Below are 21,699 nucleotides of genomic sequence, written 5' to 3'. Positions count from 1 at the left end.
CTTCAGGTTTAGGGCTTGCGCGCTACCAGCACCGCGCGCAGCGGGGCAGGGTAGCCTTCAACAGTTTTGCTGTGGTCGTCCGGCGATAAGAATGCTTCCAGCGAATCGGTGGTCATCCAGTCAGTACGGCGCTGTTCTTCCAGCGAGGTGACGCAACTATCGACAATGCGGACATCCACGAAGCCGCATTTCTCCAGCCAGTTTTTCAGCGCCAGCGCAGACGGAATAAAGTAAACGTTGCGCATCTGCGCGTAGCGATCGCCCGGCACCAGCACGGTATTTTCATCACCTTCCACCACCAGGGTTTCCAGCACCAGTTCGCCTTCAGAGACCAGCTGATCTTTCAATTGCCAAAGATGATCCAGCGGCGAGCGGCGGTGATACAGCACGCCCATCGAGAACACGGTGTCAAAGGCTTTTAGCGCCGGAAGCTGTTCAATGCCCAGCGGCAGCAGATACGCGCGTTGGTCATCGCCCAGCAGTTTGCGCACCGCTTCGAACTGGCACAGGAACAACTGCATCGGGTCAATGCCCACCGCCAGATGCGCGCCCGCGCCGATCATTCGCCACAGGTGGTAGCCGCTGCCGCAGCCGACGTCGAGGATGGTGCGGCCTTCCAGCGGCGACAGATGCGGCAACACGCGGTCCCACTTCCAGTCGGAGCGCCATTCGGTGTCGATATCCACGCCGTACAGCGAAAACGGCCCTTTGCGCCACGGCATCAGATTGCGCAGCAGGGTTTCGATACGCTGGCGGTGCCCGTCGCTTAACGGCTGTTCCGCCTGCGCGGTAACGCTGTGCAGCAGATCGAGGTGATGCGGCGTCAGGGTGGGCAGGTGTTCAACGCTGCTGTGCCAGAGTTTAAACTGGCCGTGCAGGGACTCGCGCTGCCACTGGGCGATTTGCGCCGGCAGCGTTTCAAGCCACGGTGCCAGCGGCGTACAGGCGATACGCTGGTAAAATTTACCGAAATCAATCATGGCTACCCCCGGCCTTCAGTGCCACCAGCGAGCCGAAGTTAAAGCACTGGAACCACAGTTCGCAGTGCTCAAAACCGGCCAGATGCAGGCGCGCTTTGTGGGTTTCCACCGAATCGGTGAGCATCACGTTTTCCAGCATGCTGCGCTTCTGGCTAATTTCCAGCTCGCTGTAGCCGTTGGCGCGTTTAAAGTCGTGGTGCATGTTGAACAGCAGATCGCCCACTTCACTGTCTTCAAAACTGAATTTTTCCGACAGCACCAGCGCGCCGCCGGGGATCAACCCCTGGTAGATTTTGTTCAGCAGCGTCTGGCGATCGACCGGATTCAGGAACTGGAGGGTGAAGTTAAGCACCACCATCGAGGCGTTTTCGATGGTGATATTCTGGATATCGTCCTCGACCACCACCACCGGCGTCTGGGCTTTAAAAGCGTCGATATGGCGGCGGCAGCGCTCGACCATCGCGGCGGAGTTGTCCACGGCGATAATCTGGCAGCCCTCGTGGGAAATATTGCGGCGCACCGACAGCGTCGCCGCGCCCAGCGAGCAGCCCAAATCGTAAACCTGGGTATTCGGCTTCACGAAGCGGCCCGCCAGCATACCGATCATCGAGATAATATTTGAATAGCCAGGGACCGAACGCTGGATCATGTCGGGGAAGACTTCAGCCACGCGTTCATCGAAGGTCCAGTCGCCGAGTTTTGCCACCGGCGCAGAGAAAAGGGTGTCGCGGTCAGACATACAAAAATTCCGGGAATAACGAAAGGCGCGTATTTTGCGCTAATGAATCGAGAAAACCAACTCCCACGGCATATACCAGACGTTGGCCAGCACCATCAGCAACATCGAAACCCAGGTGGCGCTGGCCCCGGACCGCCGCCAGCGAATCAGGCGGTGATGATAGCCGTAGTAGTGCAGCAGGCGTCCGATAATCATCAAAATGCCGCAGACGTGAACCATCCAGGTTTCCGCGCCGTTCATCTCCATAAACAGCAGCAGGAGCAGCGCCACGGGGATATTTTCTACCGCGTTGCCGTGAATGCGAATCACACTTTGCAGTTCACTAAAGCCGCCGTCGCCCCAGGAAACGCGGTATTGCATGCGCATCCGTACTACATCCAAAGAAAACTTAAGCAGTAACAAGGCTCCCAACACGGCATACAGCGCGCTGACCATACAAACTCCCTTTAGAACCAAAAATGGCTTTACGTATCATAGCCTGGAGTCACGGGAACTCTCCACCGCCTAAAGGAGTGAGTTTTGATGGGGGATAGCGGGTTCGCTGCCCAGCCCGCTAAACGCGCGTTGCATTTTCGGCCACAGCGTGTGCACCAGTTCCGGGGCCTGGGCGATATCCGGGGTATGCAAAAACAGGTACGGCGTGGTGGTTTGCTGCCAGTCGGCGAGTTTGCCCAGCCACACCTCAAAAAACTCGGCGTTACGGGCCATATCGTCGCTGCCGATAAACCGCACCATCGGGTGCGCTGCCGTCACCAGCGCATGTACCGGCACCTTTGGTTTTTTACGCTGGGCGTCGATGATTTCCTGGGTGCCAGGGATCGCCGAATGCACCGGGCGGCTGTCCAGCATGACCCGGTTGACGCCGCGCTGATGCAGCCCGCGATTCAGCGTCTGCTCCGCGTCGCCTTTGGCGAAAAACGCCGGATGGCGCACTTCCACGCCGTAGGTGAATTCACCGGGCAGCCCGTCGAGAAACGCCCACAGCGCCGGGAGATCCTGCGGGCCAAACGCCGCCGGAAGCTGTAGCCAGTACTGCCCGATGCGCCCGGCAAGCGGCGCTAAACGGGTGAAAAATTCCTGCTTCAAATCCTCGCACTGGCGCAGCGCGGCCTGGTGGGAAATGGTCGCCGGGAATTTAAAACAGAAGCGGAAATCATCGGTAGTCTGGGCATACCAGCGGTCGACAAGCTCCGCTTTAGGCAGCGCGTACAGCGTAGTATTGCCTTCCACGCAGTTAAAGTGGCGGGCGTAATCCTCCAGCGTACTGATACCAAGCCGCCCCCATTTGGGGTGCGACCACTGCGGCAGGCCGATATACATCATAAGGCGGCGATAATCTCCTCCACCGAACGCACGCGGGCGATGCGGGGGAAAATATGGGTGAAACTGTTCTGATGCTGCCCGGCGCTGGCGGCGCTACAGGCGTCCTCCGCCAGCACCAGCGCGAAGCCGAGCTCCCAGGCGTTGCGCGCGGTGGACTCCACGCCGATGTTGGTGGAAATCCCGCACAGCACGATAGTGTCAATGCCGCGGCGGCGCAGCTGTAATTCCAGATCCGTACCGTAAAACGCGCCCCACTGACGTTTGGTGACTTCAATATCGCTGTCACGTTTACCTAATGCCATCGGATAGTGCCACCACTCCTGCGGCAGCGCCTGGGCGGGCGCGGCGGCATCTACCGGCTGTTTTAGCGCCTCGGCGAAATCCGCCGACCAGCCGACGCGCACCATCACCACCGGCGCGCCTTTGGCGCGAAAGTGCTCTGCCAGCCGTGCGCTGCGGGCGACCACCTCGTCGGCACTGTGCGGGCCGCCTGCGAACGGCAGAATGCCTTCCTGCAAATCGATAATCACTAAAGCGGTGGAGGCGGTGTTTAACGTCAACATAGTCATCTCTTCATTATGGGAAATTTTTGTTACCTTACCTGCACCTGGCAGGCGATCCGGCCTCAATTTTTGTTAATTTTTGTGAGAATCGGCCATTTGGCGCATAGCAATCGCGCGACCATGCGGGTTCGGGCTTATCGAACTGCGGAAATTCCAGTATAATAGCCGCCTTTTTTCATCCAGTGTAAAGCTGCGACAGTGGTGCCTGCGGGGCAGGTGACAAACGGCCTGCGGCAAAATTAAGGGATATCTCATGCGTACAGAATATTGCGGGCAGCTCAATAAGTCCCATGTGGGACAAGAAGTGACGCTGTGTGGTTGGGTTAATCGTCGTCGCGATCTCGGGAGCCTTATTTTTATCGATATGCGTGACCGTGAAGGCATTGTTCAGGTGTTCTTTGATCCCGACCGCGATGCGGCGTTCAAGCTGGCTTCCGAGTTGCGTAATGAGTTCTGCATTCAAATCAAAGGCCTGGTGCGCGCGCGCGATGAACGCAATATTAACCGCGACATGGCGACCGGCGAAGTGGAAGTGTTCGCCACCGAACTGAACATCATTAACCGCGCCGAGCCGCTGCCGCTGGACTCCAACCAGGTGAACACCGAAGAAGCGCGTCTCAAATACCGCTACCTGGATTTGCGTCGTCCGGAAATGGCTCAGCGCCTGAAAACTCGCGCGAAAATTACCAGCTTCGTGCGCCGCTTTATGGACGACCACGGTTTCCTCGATATCGAAACCCCGATGCTCACCAAAGCCACGCCGGAAGGCGCGCGCGACTATCTGGTGCCGTCTCGCGTTCATAAAGGCAAATTCTACGCGCTGCCGCAGTCGCCTCAGCTGTTCAAACAGCTGCTGATGATGTCCGGCTTTGACCGCTACTATCAAATTGTGAAGTGCTTCCGCGACGAAGATTTGCGTGCAGACCGTCAGCCTGAATTTACCCAGATCGATGTGGAAACCTCGTTCATGACCGCACCGCAGGTGCGTGAAGTGATGGAACAACTGGTTCACGATCTGTGGCTCGACGTGAAAGGCGTTGACCTGGGCGCATTCCCGGTCATGACCTTTGCCGAAGCCGAGCGCCGTTACGGTTCCGATAAACCGGATCTGCGTAACCCGATGGAGCTGGTGGACGTCGCCGATCTGGTGAAAGACGTGGAATTCAGCGTATTTGCTGGCCCGGCGAACGATGCCAAAGGCCGCGTGGCGGCCCTGCGCGTACCGGGCGGCGCTGAGCTGACCCGTAAGCAGATCGATGAGTACGGCAAATTCGTCACCATCTACGGCGCGAAAGGCCTGGCGTACATCAAAGTTAACCAGCGCAGCGCCGGTATCGACGGCATTAACAGCCCGATCGCCAAATTCCTCAATGCCGACATCATTAACGTGATCCTTGAACGCACCGGCGCACAGGACGGCGACATGATTTTCTTCGGCGCGGATAACAAAAAAATCGTTGCCGATGCGCTGGGCGCGCTGCGTCTCAAACTCGGCAAAGACCTGAAAATCACCGACGAAAGCGCCTGGGCGCCGCTGTGGGTGATCGACTTCCCGATGTTTGAAGAAGACGGCGAAGGCGGCCTGACCGCGATGCACCACCCGTTCACCTCTCCGAAAGACATGACCGCCGCCGAGCTGAAAGCCGCGCCGGAAAATGCCGTGGCCAACGCCTACGATATGGTGATTAACGGTTACGAAGTGGGCGGTGGTTCCGTCCGTATTTACAGCGGCGAAATGCAGCAGACCGTGTTCGGCATCCTGGGCATTAACGAACAGGAACAGCGCGAGAAATTCGGCTTCCTGCTCGACGCCCTGAAATTCGGTACGCCGCCGCACGCGGGCCTGGCGTTTGGTCTGGATCGTCTGACCATGCTGCTGACCGGCACCGACAACATTCGCGACGTGATTGCCTTCCCGAAAACCACCGCTGCGGCATGCCTGATGACTGAAGCGCCAAGCTTCGCCAACCAGGCGGCGCTGGAAGAGCTGGGTATCGCCGTCGTGAAGAAGGAAGAGAAAAACTAATATGGCCTATAAGCGTCCCGTTTCTGTCCTGGTAGTGATTTTTGCGAGAGATACGAAGCGGGTGCTGATGTTGCAGCGGCGCGATGACCCGGATTTTTGGCAGTCGGTTACCGGCAGCATAGAAGAAGGGGAAACCGCGCCGCAGGCCGCCGCGCGTGAAGTAAAGGAAGAGGTCTCGATTGACGTTGCCGCTGAGCAACTGACCTTGATGGACTGTCAACGCACGGTGGAGTTTGAAATTTTTAGTCATTTACGTCATCGCTACGCGCCGGGAATCATGCGAAATACTGAATCCTGGTTTTGCCTGGCGCTTCCGGGCGAGCGGGAGATTGTGTTCACCGAACACTTAACCTACCGCTGGGTAGATGCGGCGCAAGCCGCCGCGCTTACCAAATCGTGGAGCAACCGGCAAGCGATTGAAGAATTTATTATTAACGCGGCCTGACAAGGCGCGCTCTTTGAGGAAAAATTTATGGCAGGTCACAGTAAATGGGCCAACACCAAACACCGCAAAGCGGCACAGGATGCCAAACGCGGTAAGATTTTCACCAAAATTATTCGTGAGCTGGTCACCGCTGCGCGCTTAGGCGGCGGCGATGCAGGTTCCAACCCACGTCTGCGTGCGGCGATCGATAAAGCGCTGTCGAACAACATGACCCGTGACACCCTGAACCGTGCCATCGCACGTGGCGTGGGCGGCGATGACGACGCGAACATGGAAACCATCATTTATGAAGGTTACGGTCCTGGCGGCACGGCGGTGATGGTGGAATGCCTGTCCGATAACCGCAACCGCACCGTGGCGGAAGTTCGCCACGCCTTCAGCAAATGCGGCGGCAACCTGGGTACCGACGGTTCCGTGGCCTATCTGTTCAGCAAGAAAGGGGTGATCTCTTTCGAAGCGGGCGATGAAGACGCCATCATGGAAGCGGCGCTGGAAGCGGGGGCGGAAGACGTGGTGACTTTCGACGACGGCGCGATTGACGTGTATACCGCGTGGGAAGAGATGGGCGCAGTGCGTGATGCGCTGGAAGCTGCTGGCCTCAAAGCCGACAACGCCGAAGTCTCCATGATCCCGTCAACCAAAGCCGATATGGATGCGGAAACCGCGCCGAAACTGCTGCGTCTGATCGACATGCTGGAAGACTGCGACGATGTGCAGGAGGTTTACCACAATGGTGAGATCTCCGACGAAGTCGCTGCCACTCTGTGATACCCGTCATCTTTCAGTCCGCAGGTGCGTTGGCTCTCCTCGCTCACCCCAGTCGCGTAGTTAATCTAGGCTCGTGGGGATTCGCTGCGTGGCCGCGTGACTCAGCCTTCGGCTTCGCCCCTTCGGGGTCAGCGCAAGCGCTGTTCAAACCCCTACGGGCTTTGTCCTGCGAACTGAAATATTTAGGGTATCAAACGTTTATAACCGGAGGCGCGTGATGGCGATTATTCTCGGGATTGATCCGGGGTCACGCGTTACCGGCTATGGGGTGATCCGCCAGGTCGGCAGGCAGCTAAGCTATTTAGGCAGCGGCTGCATCCGCACCAAAGTGGACGATTTACCCTCGCGTCTGAAACTCATCTACGCGGGGGTATGCGAAATCATCACCCAGTTCCAGCCGGACTATTTCGCTATCGAGCAGGTCTTTATGGCGAAAAACGCCGACTCAGCGCTGAAGCTCGGCCAGGCGCGCGGCGTGGCGATTGTCGCGGCGGTTAACCACGATTTGCCGGTCTTTGAATACGCGGCCCGTCAGGTTAAACAGACGGTAGTCGGCATCGGTAGCGCCGAGAAAAGCCAGGTGCAGCATATGGTGCGCACCCTGCTGAAACTGCCTGCTAACCCGCAGGCGGATGCGGCGGATGCGCTGGCCATCGCCATCACCCATTGCCACATCAGCCAGAACGCGACCCAGATGAGCGAGTCGCGGCTTAATCTGGCAAGAGGGCGGTTAAGATAAATCAGGCTGGATATCTATCCAGCCTTTTTTATATGATAGCCTTATCTTCCTCACGCGCCCCTCGCGTGAATCTCAGGAAACATTGTTAGCCGCTAACCGCAGGAGCGTATTGTGATAGGCAGACTCAGAGGCATCGTTCTGGAAAAACAACCCCCGCTGGTGTTACTGGAGGCGGGCGGTGTCGGTTATGAAGTGCATATGCCGATGACCTGCTTTTATGAGCTCCCGGAAACGGGCCAGGAAGCGGTCGTCTTCACCCATTTTGTGGTGCGTGAAGACGCGCAGCTGCTGTTCGGCTTTAATAATAAGCAGGAGCGCACGCTGTTCCGCGAATTAATCAAGGTGAACGGCGTCGGCCCGAAACTGGCGCTGGCAATCCTCTCCGGCATGTCGGCGCAGCAGTTTGTGAATGCCGTCGAACGCGAAGAGCCCGCCGCGCTGGTGAAACTGCCGGGTATCGGCAAGAAAACCGCCGAGCGTCTGGTGGTGGAAATGAAAGATCGCTTTAAAGGCCTGCATGGCGACCTGTTTACCCCGGCAGCCGATCTGGTGCTCACCTCGCCTGCCAGCCCGGCGAAAGACGACGCCGAAGCCGAAGCCGTTGCCGCGCTGGTGGCGTTGGGTTATAAACCGCAGGAAGCGAGCCGTATGGTAAGCAAACTGGCGCGTCCTGATGCGGACAGCGAAACCCTTATCCGCGAAGCATTACGCGCGGCATTGTGAGGTAACGGATGATAGAAGCAGACCGCCTGGTTTCCGCTGCGAACATAACCCAGGAAGAGATCATAGACCGGGCCATCCGCCCGAAGCTGCTGGAAGAGTATATCGGCCAGCCGCAGGTACGTTCGCAGATGGAGATCTTCATCCAGGCGGCCAGGCTGCGCGGCGATGCGCTGGATCACTTGCTGATTTTTGGCCCGCCGGGGTTAGGTAAAACCACTCTGGCCGGTATCGTCGCCAATGAGCTGGGCGTGAATCTGCGCACCACCTCCGGGCCGGTGCTGGAAAAGGCGGGCGATCTCGCCGCCATGTTGACCAACCTCGAACCGCACGACGTGCTATTTATTGACGAGATCCATCGCCTGTCGCCGGTAGTGGAAGAGGTGCTGTATCCGGCAATGGAAGATTACCAGCTGGATATCATGATTGGCGAAGGTCCCGCGGCGCGCTCAATCAAAATCGATCTGCCGCCCTTTACCCTGATTGGCGCGACCACGCGCGCCGGGTCGTTGACCTCGCCGCTGCGCGACCGTTTTGGCATTGTTCAGCGCCTGGAGTTTTATCAGGTGGCAGATTTGCAGCACATCGTCAATCGCAGCGCCCAGCATATGGGCCTCGATATGAGCCACGAAGGCGCGCTGGAAGTGGCTAAACGCGCGCGCGGTACGCCGCGTATCGCCAACCGTCTGCTGCGCCGGGTGCGGGATTTCGCTGAAGTGCGTCACAACGGGGTCATTTCCCAGGATGTGGCATCCCAGGCGCTGGATATGCTTAACGTTGATGCCGAAGGCTTTGACTATATGGACCGCAAGCTGCTACTGGCGATTATCGATAAGTTTTTCGGCGGGCCGGTGGGGCTGGATAACCTGGCGGCAGCCATCGGCGAAGAGCGTGAAACCATTGAGGACGTGCTGGAGCCGTTCCTGATCCAGCAGGGCTTTTTACAGCGCACGCCGCGAGGCCGTATGGCGACGGTGCGCGCCTGGCAGCATTTCGGGATCACCCCTCCGGCGATGCCGTGAGGTAAGTAAAAAGGGCGGAAATCTCCGCCCTTTTTATTACGCCGCGCTTTTCTTCATCATGGTGAGAATAAACATTAGCGCCGCTGCTAACACCACCGACGGGCCTGCGGGCGTGTCGTAAAACGCCGAGAAGGTCAGCCCGCCAGTTACGGCGATCATGCCGATAACCACAGCAATACCCGCCATCTGCTCCGGGGTACGGGCAAAACGCCGCGCTGTAGCCGCCGGAATAATCAGCAGCGACGTGATAATCAGCGCGCCGACAAACTTCATCGCCACGCCAATTGTTAACGCTGTCACCAGCATGAGCAGCATTTTTACGCGCTGGAGCTTAACGCCATCGACAAAAGCCAGATCCGGGCTGATGGTCATCGCCAGCAGGCTACGCCATTGCCACGCCAGCACCGCAATCACAATCGCCACGCCGATAGCGATAGACAGGATATCCGCCGGAGTCACTGACAGCAGATCGCCAAACAGATAGGCCATCAAATCTACGCGGATATTGGACATCAGGCTGACCACCACCAGACCCAGCGACAGGGCGCTGTGGGCCATAATCCCGAGCAACGTATCGATCGCCAGGTGCGGACGTTTTTCCAGAATCACCAGACCCACCGCCAGCAGCAGCGTTACGGCAATCACGGCGTAAAACGGATTGACGTTCAATAGCAGGCCAAAAGCGACGCCTAACAGCGAGGCGTGGGCGAGGGTATCGCCGAAATAAGACATACGACTCCAGACCACAAACGAGCCGAGCGGGCCAGCGGCGCACGCCAGCAGCATCCCGGCAAACCAGCCGGGCAATAATAATTCAATCATGAGTGACCGTTTCCCCGACGCAGGACAATCCGACCCTGGAGGTCGTGGCGATGATTATGGTGGTGACGATAGATACCCAACTGTTCCGCGCCGCGCGGGCCGAACATCGAAATAAACTCCGGGTGCATCGACACCACTTCCGGCGTGCCGGAGCAGCAGATATGGTGATTCAGGCACAGCACATCGTCGGTTTTCGCCATCACCAGATGTAAATCGTGGGAGACCATCAGCACCGCGCAGTCCAGTTCGCAGCGCAGTTTGTCGATTAAATCGTACAGCGCAACCTGGCCGTTAACGTCCACGCCCTGGGTAGGTTCATCCAGCACCAGCAGTTGCGGCTGATTGAGCAGCGCGCGCGCCAGCAGGACCCGCTGGTTTTCGCCACCGGACAGTTTTTGCATCGGCGCGTCGATCAGGTGCCCGGCCTGTACGCGTTTCAGCGCCGGCAGAATATCCTGCTTGCGCGCGCCAGGGCGCAGCCGCATAAAGCGGCTTACCGTCAGCGGCAGGGTGGCATCAAGATGCAGCTTTTGCGGCACATAGCCGATGCGCAGGTTATGGTCGCGCTTGATGACGCCTTCGTCAGGTGCTACCAGCCCCAGCACCACGCGTACCAGCGTGGATTTTCCTGCACCATTCGGGCCGAGCAGCGTCAGGATGCGGCCCGGTTTCAGGCCGAGCGACACGTCAGACAGCACGCGGCGCTGCCCAAACGAGACGGAGATATTTTCCAGTGTTACTAAATTCGTCATGAGAAATTAAGCGTTGCAGAAGTTATCGAATGTTATAATATCACATTCCCGAGCCGATTAACGACGGATAGTTAAATAATGTTACATAAAAAGACGTTTCTTTGCGCTGCTCTTTCGGCAGCGGTATGGGGTGGAATAGTGGCAAATGCGCAGGCGGCGGTGGTTGCTTCGCTTAAACCCCTCGGATTTATTGCCTCAGCTATCGCCGATGGCGTAACTGATACAGAAGTATTACTTCCTGATGGCGCATCCGAGCATGATTACGCACTGCGCCCGTCTGATGTAAAACGCTTACAAAACGCGGACTTAGTGGTGTGGGTCGGCCCCGAGATGGAAGCCTTCATGCAAAAGCAGGTGAGCCAGTTTCCTGAGCAGAAAAAGGTCGCTCTGGCTGAATTATCTGACGTGAAACCGCTGCTCATGAAGGGGGAAGATCATGACCACGATGAGGAGCACGGGCACGATCACGGTGCTGAAAACAGTGACCACGATCACCATCACGGTGAATACAACATGCATATCTGGCTCTCACCTGAGATCGCGCGGGCTTCAGCGGTTGCAATCCATGGAAAATTAGTGGAACTTATGCCGCAAAGTAAGGCCAAACTAGACGCCAATCTGCAGCACTTTGAGGCACAATTAGCCCAAACCGATAAGCAGGTTCGCGATGAGCTGGCACCGTTGAAAGGGAAGGGGTATTTCGTTTTTCATGACGCCTACGGCTACTATGAAAAACACTACGGTCTTACGCCCCTCGGTCACTTTACCGTTAACCCTGAAATCCAGCCTGGTGCGCAGCGTTTACATGAAATCAGAACACAGTTGGTTGAGCAAAAAGCGACCTGCGTTTTTGCTGAGCCACAATTCAGGCCAGCGGTAATCGAAGCCGTTGCCAGGGGGACGTCTGTTCGTATGGGAACACTCGACCCGCTGGGAACCGATGTGAAATTGGGCAAGGATAGCTATAGCGGCTTCCTGACCCAGTTGGCAAACCAGTATGCGAGCTGCCTGAAAGGAGATTAACGAGGAAGTGAATACGTGCAACAGATAGCCCGCTCTGTCGCCCTGGCATTTAACAACTTGCCACGCCCCCATCGCGTGATGTTGGGGTCACTAACTTTTCTTACACTTGCGGTCGCCGTCTGGCGACCGTACATCTATCACCCCGAAGCCGCCCCGATTGTTAAAACCATTGAGCTTGAAAAAAGCGAAGTGCGTTCATTATTGCCGGAAGCAAGTGAGCCTATCGATCAGGCCGCACCGGAAGAAGACGACGCCATCCCGCAGGATGAGCTGGATGACAAAACCGCAGGCGAAACTGGCGTTCACGAATATGTGGTGTCGACCGGCGATACGCTCAGCAGCGTACTGAACCAGTACGGCATTGAAATGGGTGATATCAGCACCCTGGCGAACGTCGATAAAGACCTGCGTAATTTGAAAATCGGTCAGCAAATTTCCTGGACCTTAACCCCGGAAGGCGAACTGCAACGCCTGACCTGGGAAATGTCGCGCCGTGAAACCCGCACTTACGACCGCGTCGACGGCGGGTTCAAAATGAGCAGCGAAATCGCTGAAGGTGACTGGGTCAACAATGTGCTGAAAGGCACCGTGGGCGGCAGCTTTGTCGCCAGCGCCAAAGACGCCGGTTTAACCAGCAGCGAAATCAGCGCCGTGATCAAAGCCATGCAGTGGCAGATGGACTTCCGCAAGCTGAAAAAAGGCGATGAGTTCTCAGTGCTGATGTCGCGCGAAATGCTCGACGGCAAACGCGAGCAGAGCCAGCTATTGGGCGTGCGTTTGCGCTCCAGCGGTAAAGATTACTACGCGGTGCGCGCAGAAGACGGTAAGTTCTACGACCGCAACGGCTCCGGGCTGGCGAAAGGCTTTATGCGTTTCCCGACGGTGAAACAGTTCCGCGTTTCTTCGAACTTCAACCCGCGCCGCCTCAACCCGGTTACCGGCCGCGTTGCGCCGCATAAAGGCGTCGACTTTGCGATGCCGCAGGGTACGCCAGTACTGGCAGTCGGTGACGGCGAAGTCGTGGTGGCTAAACGCAGCGGCGCGGCAGGTTATTACGTTGCCGTGCGTCATGGTCGTACTTACACCACGCGCTATATGCACCTCAAAAAGCTGCTGGTGAAACCGGGCCAGAAAGTGAAACGCGGCGATCGTATCGCGCTGTCGGGCAATACTGGCCGTTCCACCGGTCCGCATCTGCACTTTGAAATGTGGATCAACCAGCAGGCGGTAAACCCGCTGACGGCTAAACTACCGCGCTCTGAGGGCCTGACCGGTAAAGACCGTTCGGATTACCTCGCGCAGGTCAAAGAAGTGGTGCCTCAGCTGCGTTTTGATTAATCCCGCCGTTTAAGACAAAGCCGACATCCCTTACGGGCGTCGGCTTTTCTTTTGTCTCACGCGCCATCAGACGCTAAAATAACGGATTATTTTGCCCATTCTGTTGGGCGCCAGACGGAAAAGGGCATGGAAAAAAAATCTGTTAACGAATTTATCCCCGAGTTTAAGAACGAATTTTTGCTTCCCCGCTATTGGGGTGCATGGCTGGGTGTCGCCGCGATTTCCGCGATGGCGCTAACGCCGTCGTCGATTCGCGATCCTTTACTGGCGAAGCTGGGCCGTATTGGTGGGCGTTTTGGCAAAAGCGCTCGCCGTCGCGCACGCATCAATCTGCTTTACTGCTTCCCTGAATATTCTGAAGAAAAACGTGAAGCCATCATTAATGGGATGTTTGAAACCGCGCCGCAGGCGATGGTGATGATGGCCGAACTGGCGTTACGCGATCCTAAAAAAGTGCTGTCGCGCGTCAACTGGCACGGTGCGGAAATCCTTGAGACGTTTCGCGAAAACAATGAAAACGTGATTTTCCTGGTGCCGCATGGCTGGGGAGTTGATATCCCGGCCATGCTGCTGGCCTCCCAGGGGCAGAAGATGTCAGCCATGTTCCACAATCAGAAAAACCAACTGATCGATTACTTCTGGAACCGCGCGCGCCGTCGTTTTGACGGTAGCCGTATCCATGCCCGTAATGACGGCATCAAGCCCTTTATTACTTCCATCCGTAAAGGATACTGGGGTTATTATCTGCCCGACCAGGACCACGGCGCGGAGCACAGCGAATTTGTCGATTTCTTCGCGACGTATAAAGCGACGTTGCCCGCCATCGGGCGCATGATGAAAGTGTGCCGCGCGCGCGTGGTGCCGCTGTTCCCGGTCTATAACGCCAAAACCCACTGTCTCGACGTGTATATCCGCCCGCCGATGGATGATTTAAACGATGCGGACGATCGCACCATCGCAAGACGCATGAACGAGGAAGTGGAGATTTTTGTTCGCCCGCATCCCGAGCAGTACACCTGGATTTTGAAGCTGCTGAAAACGCGTAAAGAAGGGGAGATTGAACCTTATAAGCGCAAGGATTTGTGGCCGAAGAAATAGCAGTGTTGAAACCCGATCCCGGCCACGGATACGGCCGGGATATCCTCTGTCACACATGATGGCGGTCTGATAATAACGCGGTAGTTTGTTAAATAGCCAACCCGCTTATTTGCGCTTAACCCGACATTTCAGTATTTTGCTGGTCGATCCTTTTATTCGCCTCGCCGCTTTCATTCAGCGCTTTGCTGGCTGCTTTTTCAGCATGCGCTGCGCTATAGGCTGCCAAATGACCAATCACAATGGCATAAATACTCATCAGTGAAACCCAGAGAATACTGTCTTTCCACCATATCAGTGTGGGTATCGTTAATGCGGCCCATACCAGCGCTAGCGTAAGATGAAATTTTGCCATTTTCCCGGCAGTCAGTTTTACTCTCATATTCTTTTCCTGCTACAACACGTGCCCATATTAATTATTATCTGCAAATCAATCGATTACGATTAAACCTTCAATGTTGGCGTTCCTTATTGGTTATTTATTCTACAGCGTCGTGGCCAGCTATAAGCGTAGTAGAGAATGTTCAAAGCAACAGATTTATTTTTGTTACACGATGTACAGTTACAGGAAGCGTTATTATCAGCTGAAGACCGCAGGCAGGATTAAATAATGAACATGTGAAAAACAGGCGGGCGGGTGATTATTTCATCGCTGAGATGACAGATAAAAGAAGATATATTCTCAGATGTGGGTATCTGAGGAAATTCTGTATTTTATTTTGGACAATTCATTACCAGACGCTCCGGCATAATGACTGTTCATGCCGGAGCGTTGGCTATTACAAAACCTGTTTCAGTAACGCCTCAAGGCTATTCTGATCGGCAGCAAATAACCGGATACCTTCAGCGAGTTTTTCAACCGCCATTGCATCCTGATTATGCTGCCAGAAAAACTCCGCTTCGCTCATTGCTGCCGGTTTCGGCTGAATCTCGCCGTGATAAGCCAGCGGGGCAGGCACAGCCGCGTCGCTTTCCCCTAGCTTCGCCAGCAATGATGGTGACACGGTCAACCGATCGCATCCATTGAGCGCCAGCACTTGCTCCGGGGTACGGAAGCTGGCACCCATCACTACCGTCTGGTAGCCGTGCTGTTTATAAAACTGATAGATATTGCGTACTGACTCTACGCCGGGATCGTTATCCGGGGTAAACACCGTGTCCTGCTGGTTTTTCTTGTACCAGTCGTAGATGCGGCCAACAAACGGCGAAATCAAAAACACCCCGGCATCGGCGCAGGCTCTGGCCTGGGCGAAAGAGAACAACAGCGTCAGGTTACAGTGAATGCCCTCTTTTTCCAGCACCCCGGCGGCGCGGATGCCCTGCCAGGTGGCGGCCAGTTTGATCAACACGCGATCTTTGCCGACGCCTTTCTCTTCATATAACGCGATAAGCTGGCGCGCTTTGTTAATGCTGGCCTCGGTATCATAAGAGAGGCGGGCGTCTACCTCGGTTGAGATGCGCCCGGGGATGCTTTTTAAAATCAGCGCCCCGATGCTGACTGCCAGATAATCGGCAATGGCGGAGGGTTGAACATCGCTGCCGCTGGCGCGTGATTTCACCGTTGCCACCGCATCTTCCACCAGCTTTTGATATTGCGGAAGCTGCGCCGCTTTATAGATCAGCGACGGATTGGTCGTGGCGTCCTGCGGTTGATAACGGGTAATGCTATCGATATCCCCGCTGTCAGCAACAATAACCGTCCGCTGCTTTAATTGCTCAAGCTGATTCATAATGGTTCCTGTTAATCACATTTATAAATAAGGAGGGGCCCGCTCCTTATTTTTAAAACACCAGGTTTATTTCGCCTGAGCCACCCGCGAGGTTAGCCCCGGCATATTAAAGCACTCGGCTTCATTCTGAATCATGTCTTTAATTTTATTGATCACATAACGCTCTGGTTCGATACCGAAGGAGTTAAGGTTGGCAAACATTGTTTGCATCTCTTTTACCACGTCAGGTTTTTCATAATTATAATGGCCGCTGAGTTCGAGGATTTCTTTCAGCAATTCCGGCTCACTAAAGATTTGTTCTTCCGTTTTATTTTTATGTTCGTCGGTCATCCATTTTTCCCATTTGTGGCTGAGCACGCACTCGCGGGTCAAAACGGTTTTTAAATTAGATGCCGATTTAATAAGACCTTTTGCCGCCAGATCTTTTTCCACTTCCGCCAGCTTGAGATAGGCGCGGGTTTCGATGGTGCCGTAAGCCGGGGCGACGTTCATGGCAGTAATGCCCAGGCCCGGGTGCTTCAGCAGAATTTCATCCGGCAGGTAATCGCCGTTATGTTCTTTCAGGCCCACGCCGTGGCGGGTACTGATGGCGGAGAGTTCCGCTGACTGCTTGTCGTTAAAATGACCGACGTTTTGGGTCAGGCGGGTCAGGGTACCCGTCTGGCCGACAATAAACAGCGGCTGCGGCAGGCCTTCAGCAGACAGGCGTTTGTTCAGCTCAACGATAAACCCTTCGTAGGCGCTGACATCGGTCAGGCCGCCGTTGGTTTCTTCCGTACCGACCTCATAGAAGAACTCTTTCAGGTTGTTGGCCTTACGGTACGCTTCGCAGAAGCGGATCAGTTCAACGGTGCGGCTAAGTACCAGTTCGATATCAATCACTTTGCCGACAACGTACGGGTCTTTGGTCGGGTCGATGTGCAACAGGTCGAACCCGGCATCCATATCCACCTGGTAAGAGCGGCGCGCCAGTTCCATCGCCTGCGCTTCCGGAATGTGGTCTTTACGCTCCTTATCGCGCTGCCACGGACCGCCGTGGTCACGGCACAGGAAATAATCGCCGTCGAAGCCGACTTTTTCCGCCATAGCTTTCAGATCGGCGGCAAAACGGAACTGATCCCAGTTATTGACGTAACCCGCACCGAATTCGTCGGCGTCCACCTGGTTGCGGCTGGCAATAAACATCAGCGGCAGGTCTTTTTCTTTGCCTAATTCAAAACAGGCCTGAATAAGCGCAGGCGACATCGGGCCAATGCCTAACATCGTGGATTTACCCCCCTTCACAATATAATCCACGTACTGCTTCATTGTATTTTTCATGATAACTCCTTAGACGTTTTTGATATCTGAAGTGACAGGTTTTTTAACGGCCTCTTTTTTCACGGCCTCGTTAACATTTGGACGCAGCACGTGCAGGCAAATCGCTGTGACAATCACGCCGATAGCCATATCGATGACGTACCACATTGGGGCTTTATTGACGCCCGCCAGCACAATGAGCCCGCCGTGGGGAACCATGCATTCCACGCCGTGCAGCATCGCCAGGCCGGCTCCCACAGCGCTGCCGATGATGATTGAAGGGAGAACGGTTTTAAGGTTCTTAACAGCAAACGGGATCGCGCCTTCGGTTATGCCGATAAAACCCATAAAGGCGGCGGAGGAGCCCATTCTTTTTTCGTCTTCCGCCCATTTCCGGTGTGAAATATAAGTAGAGAGCGCAATACCCAGCGGCGGAATAGCACAGGCGATACGGTATGCGCCGTTCGGGCCATAAATTCCTTCAGCCATTAACGCCAGGGTGAACGCGGTAGCGGTTTTATTCACCGGGCCACCCATATCAAAGGCCGCCATCGCGCCAAGGATCAGCCCCAGCACCAGCCCGCTGCCGCCCTGCATATTGGAGAGCATCGCCACCAGCCATTTCATGGCCACGCCGATTGGGCCAATCAGCACGTACAAATACAGCATGCCAACCAGGCAGGTAGAGACGATAGGGATAATCAGGATCGGCATTACCGGCATCAGCGCTTTGCCGACTTTCCAGGTTTTGATCCATTTGGCGACATAACCGCTCAGGATACCGAGCAGCATGGCGCCGAGAAACCCGGTCACTACGCGATCGTCGCCCAGCGGGGTGCTGGCCATAAACCCGGTAATCAGACCCGGCGTCAGGCCCGGTTTACCGGCAATGGAGTAGGCGATATAGGCGGCGAGCACCGGGATCATCATCGCTAAACCCGCGCTACCGATGGCGCCGAGATTCAGTAAGAACGGATTGGTGACGACAATCCCTTTACCCGGCACGGCTTCACCGCCCACCAGTGACAGCGATAAACAGATCCCGCCAACCACCACCACCGGCATCATATAAGAGACGCCGGTACTGAATGCCTTCACTAATTCGTCTTTTATGGCTTTCATATTATTCGACATGATTTATTCCTCGGTTCCCGGTTATTTTCGCGCAGGCGAGGCCGTACGCAGGCCTCGCACCTGAATGCGAAAATAACGGGTTCACAGAAACCTATTGAACGTTGTGCTGCACGATTTTTTGCAGGAAATAAACGCAGTTTATTCCCGTTAATTATTGTGCAAGCTGTTCTGCTTTATTAATAATCGCCGCCGGATCGCGGATCACTTCAGCCGGATTTAAAGAAATCACCCGACCGGCGTCCTCCATTTCTTCAAAGCGCTCCACGCCTTCGATACCAATCGCAACCGCCAGAATAACCACATCGGCTTCAGCGATTTCGTCCTCGCTTAATTCGTTCTCAATCCCCATACCGCCCTGGGTTTCAACCTTGACTTCATAGCCACGCTTTTTGCATTCCTGCTCGATAGCTTCCTGCGCCATATACGTATGGGCAACACCGGTAATACAGGCTGCAACGCCGACAATTTTCATAATTAACTCCTGAATTTTATTTGGCTGATAATTGTTTTTTAAACATTTAATGTTTGAGTCATCAGGTTGTAGAGTACCGTGACGTTTTCGGCAGTTTTTATTTCATTGCGAAAATCCTCTTTCATTAATTTCCTAGCCAGGGTGGAGAAATATTTCATATGCTCATTGGGATCGGCGGATTTACCCACCGTCAGCATAAATACCGTCTCCACCTGCTGGTCGCCCCAGATAATGGGTTTGGCGAGCGTCGCCATACTGATAGTGGAATAATCAATATGGTCGGATTTGGTATGCGGGATGGCAAAGCCATATCCCACGGCGGTAGAAAATGAATCTTCCCTGGCCCAGATATCGTCACACAGCCGATCGCGATTATCGGTCCGGTGATGCAGCCAGAGATTATCGGTCATCCGCTTAATCACCTCGTTTTTATCGCTGGCGTCGAGACCGTAGAGAATAAACTCCGGGGCCAGAATCGGTTTCTTGCCTGCCAGCTTCACGTCAGGCGTTTGAAGCGCGGCTTTCACCTGAGCTGAGGATTTCAGCGCTACCGTGTCCTGGGCCAGTTGCTGGCATTTGGTAAAGTCCAGTTCCCGCAGCGCATGTTTCACGCCGGGGATAGCGGTGCCGCTCATGCTGAGTTCGTCAAAGCCCATGCCGGTAAACAGCGGCAGAAAGTTTTTGCTGGCACCCAGTTCGCCGCAGATACCGATCCATTTTCCGGCGCGGTGCACCTCATCGGCGGCAAAACGCATCGCGCGTAAAAATGACGGCGCGTAGTTGTCGTACACCGCTGCAACCTGAGAATTCCCCCGGTCGGCGGCAAAGAAGTACTGGGTCAGGTCGTTGCTGCCGACGCTAAAAAAGTCAGCGTATTCGGCGATTTCCGGGACGGCGAAGATCACCGACGGGACTTCCAGCATTACGCCCAGCGCGATAGCGTCGTCAAAGGCGATTTCTTCAGCGCGCATCGCCTGCTTAACGCTTTCCAGCACCCCGCGACACCAGATCACCTCATCCGCGTGAGCAATCATCGGGATCATGATTTTGGCATTTCCGGCGGCGGAGGCGGTCAGAATCGCTTTTAACTGCATGGCAAACAGATCGCGATAGTGCGGATAGGTACGCACCGCGCGAAAGCCCAAAAACGGGTTCTCCTCTTCACCGATACTCAGATAGTCAACCGGCTTGTCGCCGCCAATATCAAAGGTGCGGAAGATAACCGGTTTGCCGTCGGCGCATTCCATGACGCGGGTATACAGCTCCGCCAGCTCCTGATAATCCGGCGGCGTTTCCCGGTCCATAAACGACATCTCGGTGCGGAACAGCCCGATGCCTTCCGCGCCGTTGCGAAACGCCGCTTCGGCTTCCGCCAGGCTGGCAATATTGGCGGCAATCTCAACGCGGTGCCCGTCGCAGGTGGTGGCGGGTTCATTCACATTAGCCAACATTTGCTGGCGCATGTTTTCCTGCACTGCGATTTCATTGCGGTAATAGCGCAGCACCTGCTCATCCGGGGCGGTGATTAAAATCCCCGGATTGCCGTCGATGATCATCTCCTGCTGCGGGTTCAGCGTCAGGCTTAAAAAATCGATATCCGTCAGGGTGGGGATGCCCAGCGAACGAGCGAGGATCGCCGTATGGGAGGTTTTACCGGTGGAGGAGAGCACCATGCCCGCCAGCCACTGTTTATTAATACCGAGGAATTGACTCGGCGTCAGGCTGTCGGCCAGAATTATCGACGGCTCATTCAGGTCGAGGTTATTCTGCGCTAACGCCTCCACACGATAAATTGTGGATAACAGTTGGGTGGTAATATCCAGCACATCAAGTGTGCGCTCTTTCATATATTTACTGGAGGAGCGGTTGAGCACGGCGCAGAAATCCATCGCTGCCAGAATAATAGCCGACCAGGCATTATGCTGTTTTTCAATATATCCGCTAATCGCGCTTTGATACGCCGCATCGGTAATAATAGAAAGATGCGCCTGGATAATATCGTGCTCAACGCCCTGTTTTAATTCCAGCGCCGTCTGCTTTTCACCCTTCAGTGCTTCCAGCCCATCAACAACGGCAATTTTTTCTTGCGCAGCATTCGTGATTTTCCCTGGGTTGCGCGCCAGTAACTCTTCAAATGTCAGGCTGTGGATCGCCACCGGTTTGGCGATGGCTACGCCGCCGCTGATGCGTGTGCCCTGAATAAAACTCAGCGTTGTTTCCCGCAGCGAGCGCGGCAGGTAGTCGGTGGGCGCGCCGGTTTCTGGCTCTGGCGCAGCTTCAAAAGAGGGCAGTTTTTTAAATAATGCCGTGAGCTGAATGACCGCCTCACGCGCATCTTCGCCATCAACGGTAATTTCGCACACATCATTTAATAACGTATCGGTGGCGACAATCGAGAGCGCGCTTTTTGCGCTGCCTTCCAGCCCGGTACGATTATTTTTCCAGCGCACGTTGGCCTGAAAAGAATTACACAGGCGCTCGATATGTCCTGCTGGCCGGGCGTGAATGCCATCCCTGAGTTCACACTGATACGTTATTATCTCTGACATAATCACTCCCAAAATCTTTAATAGAAGGCGAGTTAATTTTATTGAGCAGGCAGGCTGTCCTGCATTTCATGTTTATATCCTTTATCGTTCTTGTGAATGTTTGAATAGAAAAAAAGTGACCTTTGCTTGAAAAAACGCGCCGCGCCATTAATTTGTGATC

Annotated in this window: 22 protein-coding genes; 9 read left to right on the top strand and 13 right to left on the bottom strand. The window is 55.2% G+C overall.

What is annotated here, in order from left to right; all coding sequences use genetic code 11:
* Window positions 1–8: 8 nt before the first annotated feature.
* The 5 genes from cmoB to ACVV26_RS13480 form a co-directional block, all read right to left on the bottom strand.
* The gene (gene cmoB, locus ACVV26_RS13500) at window positions 9–980 is read right to left on the bottom strand and encodes a tRNA 5-methoxyuridine(34)/uridine 5-oxyacetic acid(34) synthase CmoB (RefSeq protein ID WP_474797590.1); all 972 of its coding nucleotides are present in this window, start codon (window positions 978–980) and stop codon (window positions 9–11) included.
* Window positions 973–1,719: a carboxy-S-adenosyl-L-methionine synthase CmoA gene (cmoA, locus tag ACVV26_RS13495; RefSeq protein WP_474797588.1), complete on the bottom strand. Its 747-nt coding sequence runs from the start codon at window positions 1,717–1,719 to the stop codon at window positions 973–975. Before cmoA ends, cmoB begins: the two co-directional genes overlap by 8 nt.
* A gap of 39 nt (window positions 1,720–1,758) precedes the next feature.
* A complete protein-coding gene (locus ACVV26_RS13490) occupies window positions 1,759–2,154 on the bottom strand; it encodes an MAPEG family protein (protein ID WP_474797586.1) in 396 nt (131 codons plus the stop codon).
* A 69-nt stretch (window positions 2,155–2,223) separates the two neighbouring features.
* On the bottom strand, window positions 2,224–3,042 hold the full coding sequence (locus tag ACVV26_RS13485; protein ID WP_474797584.1) for a DUF72 domain-containing protein: 819 nt from the start codon (window positions 3,040–3,042) through the stop codon (window positions 2,224–2,226).
* Entirely contained in the window at window positions 3,039–3,605 is a 567-nt protein-coding gene (locus tag ACVV26_RS13480; RefSeq protein WP_474797582.1) for a hydrolase, read from the bottom strand. Before ACVV26_RS13480 ends, ACVV26_RS13485 begins: the two co-directional genes overlap by 4 nt.
* Window positions 3,606–3,858: 253 nt before the next feature.
* Between ACVV26_RS13480 and aspS the strand changes: the two genes are divergently transcribed.
* The 6 genes from aspS (at window position 3,859) to ruvB (ending at window position 9,325) form a co-directional block, all read left to right on the top strand.
* Window positions 3,859–5,631, top strand: a complete 1,773-nt coding sequence (gene aspS, locus ACVV26_RS13475; protein ID WP_474797580.1) for an aspartate--tRNA ligase — start codon at window positions 3,859–3,861, stop codon at window positions 5,629–5,631.
* A 1-nt stretch (window position 5,632) separates the two neighbouring features.
* Window positions 5,633–6,076, top strand: coding sequence for a dihydroneopterin triphosphate diphosphatase (gene nudB / locus ACVV26_RS13470; RefSeq protein WP_474797578.1), 444 nt, complete (start codon window positions 5,633–5,635; stop codon window positions 6,074–6,076).
* A 27-nt stretch (window positions 6,077–6,103) separates the two neighbouring features.
* Window positions 6,104–6,844, top strand: a complete 741-nt coding sequence (locus ACVV26_RS13465; protein WP_002462916.1) for a YebC/PmpR family DNA-binding transcriptional regulator — start codon at window positions 6,104–6,106, stop codon at window positions 6,842–6,844.
* A gap of 217 nt (window positions 6,845–7,061) precedes the next feature.
* A complete protein-coding gene (gene ruvC / locus ACVV26_RS13460) occupies window positions 7,062–7,583 on the top strand; it encodes a crossover junction endodeoxyribonuclease RuvC (protein WP_312985340.1) in 522 nt (173 codons plus the stop codon).
* A gap of 111 nt (window positions 7,584–7,694) precedes the next feature.
* Window positions 7,695–8,306, top strand: a complete 612-nt coding sequence (gene ruvA / locus ACVV26_RS13455) for a Holliday junction branch migration protein RuvA (RefSeq protein ID WP_125291908.1) — start codon at window positions 7,695–7,697, stop codon at window positions 8,304–8,306.
* An 8-nt stretch (window positions 8,307–8,314) separates the two neighbouring features.
* Window positions 8,315–9,325 (top strand): Holliday junction branch migration DNA helicase RuvB, encoded by a 1,011-nt coding sequence (ruvB, locus tag ACVV26_RS13450; RefSeq protein WP_474797576.1) that lies wholly within the window; start codon window positions 8,315–8,317, stop codon window positions 9,323–9,325.
* A 36-nt stretch (window positions 9,326–9,361) separates the two neighbouring features.
* Here ruvB and znuB read toward each other — a convergent pair whose 3' ends face one another.
* Complete coding sequence (znuB, locus tag ACVV26_RS13445) at window positions 9,362–10,147, bottom strand: zinc ABC transporter permease subunit ZnuB (protein ID WP_474797574.1); 786 nt, start codon at window positions 10,145–10,147, stop codon at window positions 9,362–9,364.
* The gene (gene znuC, locus ACVV26_RS13440) at window positions 10,144–10,899 is read right to left on the bottom strand and encodes a zinc ABC transporter ATP-binding protein ZnuC (RefSeq protein WP_474797572.1); all 756 of its coding nucleotides are present in this window, start codon (window positions 10,897–10,899) and stop codon (window positions 10,144–10,146) included. Before znuC ends, znuB begins: the two co-directional genes overlap by 4 nt.
* 78 nt (window positions 10,900–10,977) lie before the next feature.
* Here znuC and znuA point away from each other — a divergent pair, with 78 nt between their 5' ends.
* The 3 genes from znuA to lpxM all read left to right on the top strand — a co-directional run bounded on the left by znuA (window position 10,978) and on the right by lpxM (window position 14,358).
* The gene (gene znuA / locus ACVV26_RS13435; RefSeq protein ID WP_474797570.1) at window positions 10,978–11,922 is read left to right on the top strand and encodes a zinc ABC transporter substrate-binding protein ZnuA; all 945 of its coding nucleotides are present in this window, start codon (window positions 10,978–10,980) and stop codon (window positions 11,920–11,922) included.
* A gap of 15 nt (window positions 11,923–11,937) precedes the next feature.
* A complete protein-coding gene (gene mepM, locus ACVV26_RS13430) occupies window positions 11,938–13,260 on the top strand; it encodes a murein DD-endopeptidase MepM (protein WP_312985350.1) in 1,323 nt (440 codons plus the stop codon).
* 126 nt (window positions 13,261–13,386) lie between these two features.
* Window positions 13,387–14,358: a lauroyl-Kdo(2)-lipid IV(A) myristoyltransferase gene (lpxM, locus tag ACVV26_RS13425; protein ID WP_474797567.1), complete on the top strand. Its 972-nt coding sequence runs from the start codon at window positions 13,387–13,389 to the stop codon at window positions 14,356–14,358.
* 115 nt (window positions 14,359–14,473) lie between these two features.
* Here lpxM and ACVV26_RS13420 read toward each other — a convergent pair whose 3' ends face one another.
* From ACVV26_RS13420 to ptsP, 6 genes are all read right to left on the bottom strand, one after another.
* On the bottom strand, window positions 14,474–14,737 hold the full coding sequence (locus ACVV26_RS13420; RefSeq protein ID WP_312985354.1) for a monooxygenase: 264 nt from the start codon (window positions 14,735–14,737) through the stop codon (window positions 14,474–14,476).
* Between the two features lie 397 nt (window positions 14,738–15,134).
* Window positions 15,135–16,085, bottom strand: coding sequence for a transaldolase (gene tal / locus ACVV26_RS13415; RefSeq protein WP_474797565.1), 951 nt, complete (start codon window positions 16,083–16,085; stop codon window positions 15,135–15,137).
* 66 nt (window positions 16,086–16,151) lie between these two features.
* Window positions 16,152–17,405, bottom strand: a complete 1,254-nt coding sequence (locus ACVV26_RS13410; RefSeq protein ID WP_474797563.1) for a class II D-tagatose-bisphosphate aldolase non-catalytic subunit — start codon at window positions 17,403–17,405, stop codon at window positions 16,152–16,154.
* Between the two features lie 9 nt (window positions 17,406–17,414).
* Window positions 17,415–18,518 carry a PTS fructose transporter subunit IIC gene (locus ACVV26_RS13405; RefSeq protein ID WP_474797561.1) on the bottom strand — a complete coding sequence of 368 codons (1,104 nt, stop codon included), beginning with the start codon at window positions 18,516–18,518 and terminating at the stop codon, window positions 17,415–17,417.
* A 151-nt stretch (window positions 18,519–18,669) separates the two neighbouring features.
* Window positions 18,670–18,990 (bottom strand): PTS fructose transporter subunit IIB, encoded by a 321-nt coding sequence (locus ACVV26_RS13400; protein ID WP_312985361.1) that lies wholly within the window; start codon window positions 18,988–18,990, stop codon window positions 18,670–18,672.
* 38 nt (window positions 18,991–19,028) lie between these two features.
* Window positions 19,029–21,539: a phosphoenolpyruvate--protein phosphotransferase gene (ptsP, locus tag ACVV26_RS13395; RefSeq protein WP_474797559.1), complete on the bottom strand. Its 2,511-nt coding sequence runs from the start codon at window positions 21,537–21,539 to the stop codon at window positions 19,029–19,031.
* Between the last annotated feature and the right edge of the window lie 160 nt (window positions 21,540–21,699).

Source organism: Atlantibacter sp. MEI4A-1023, assembly GCF_056155425.1.
The sequence above is the reverse complement of the archived record's forward strand: the minus strand, read 5'-3'. Positions and strand labels throughout refer to the sequence as shown.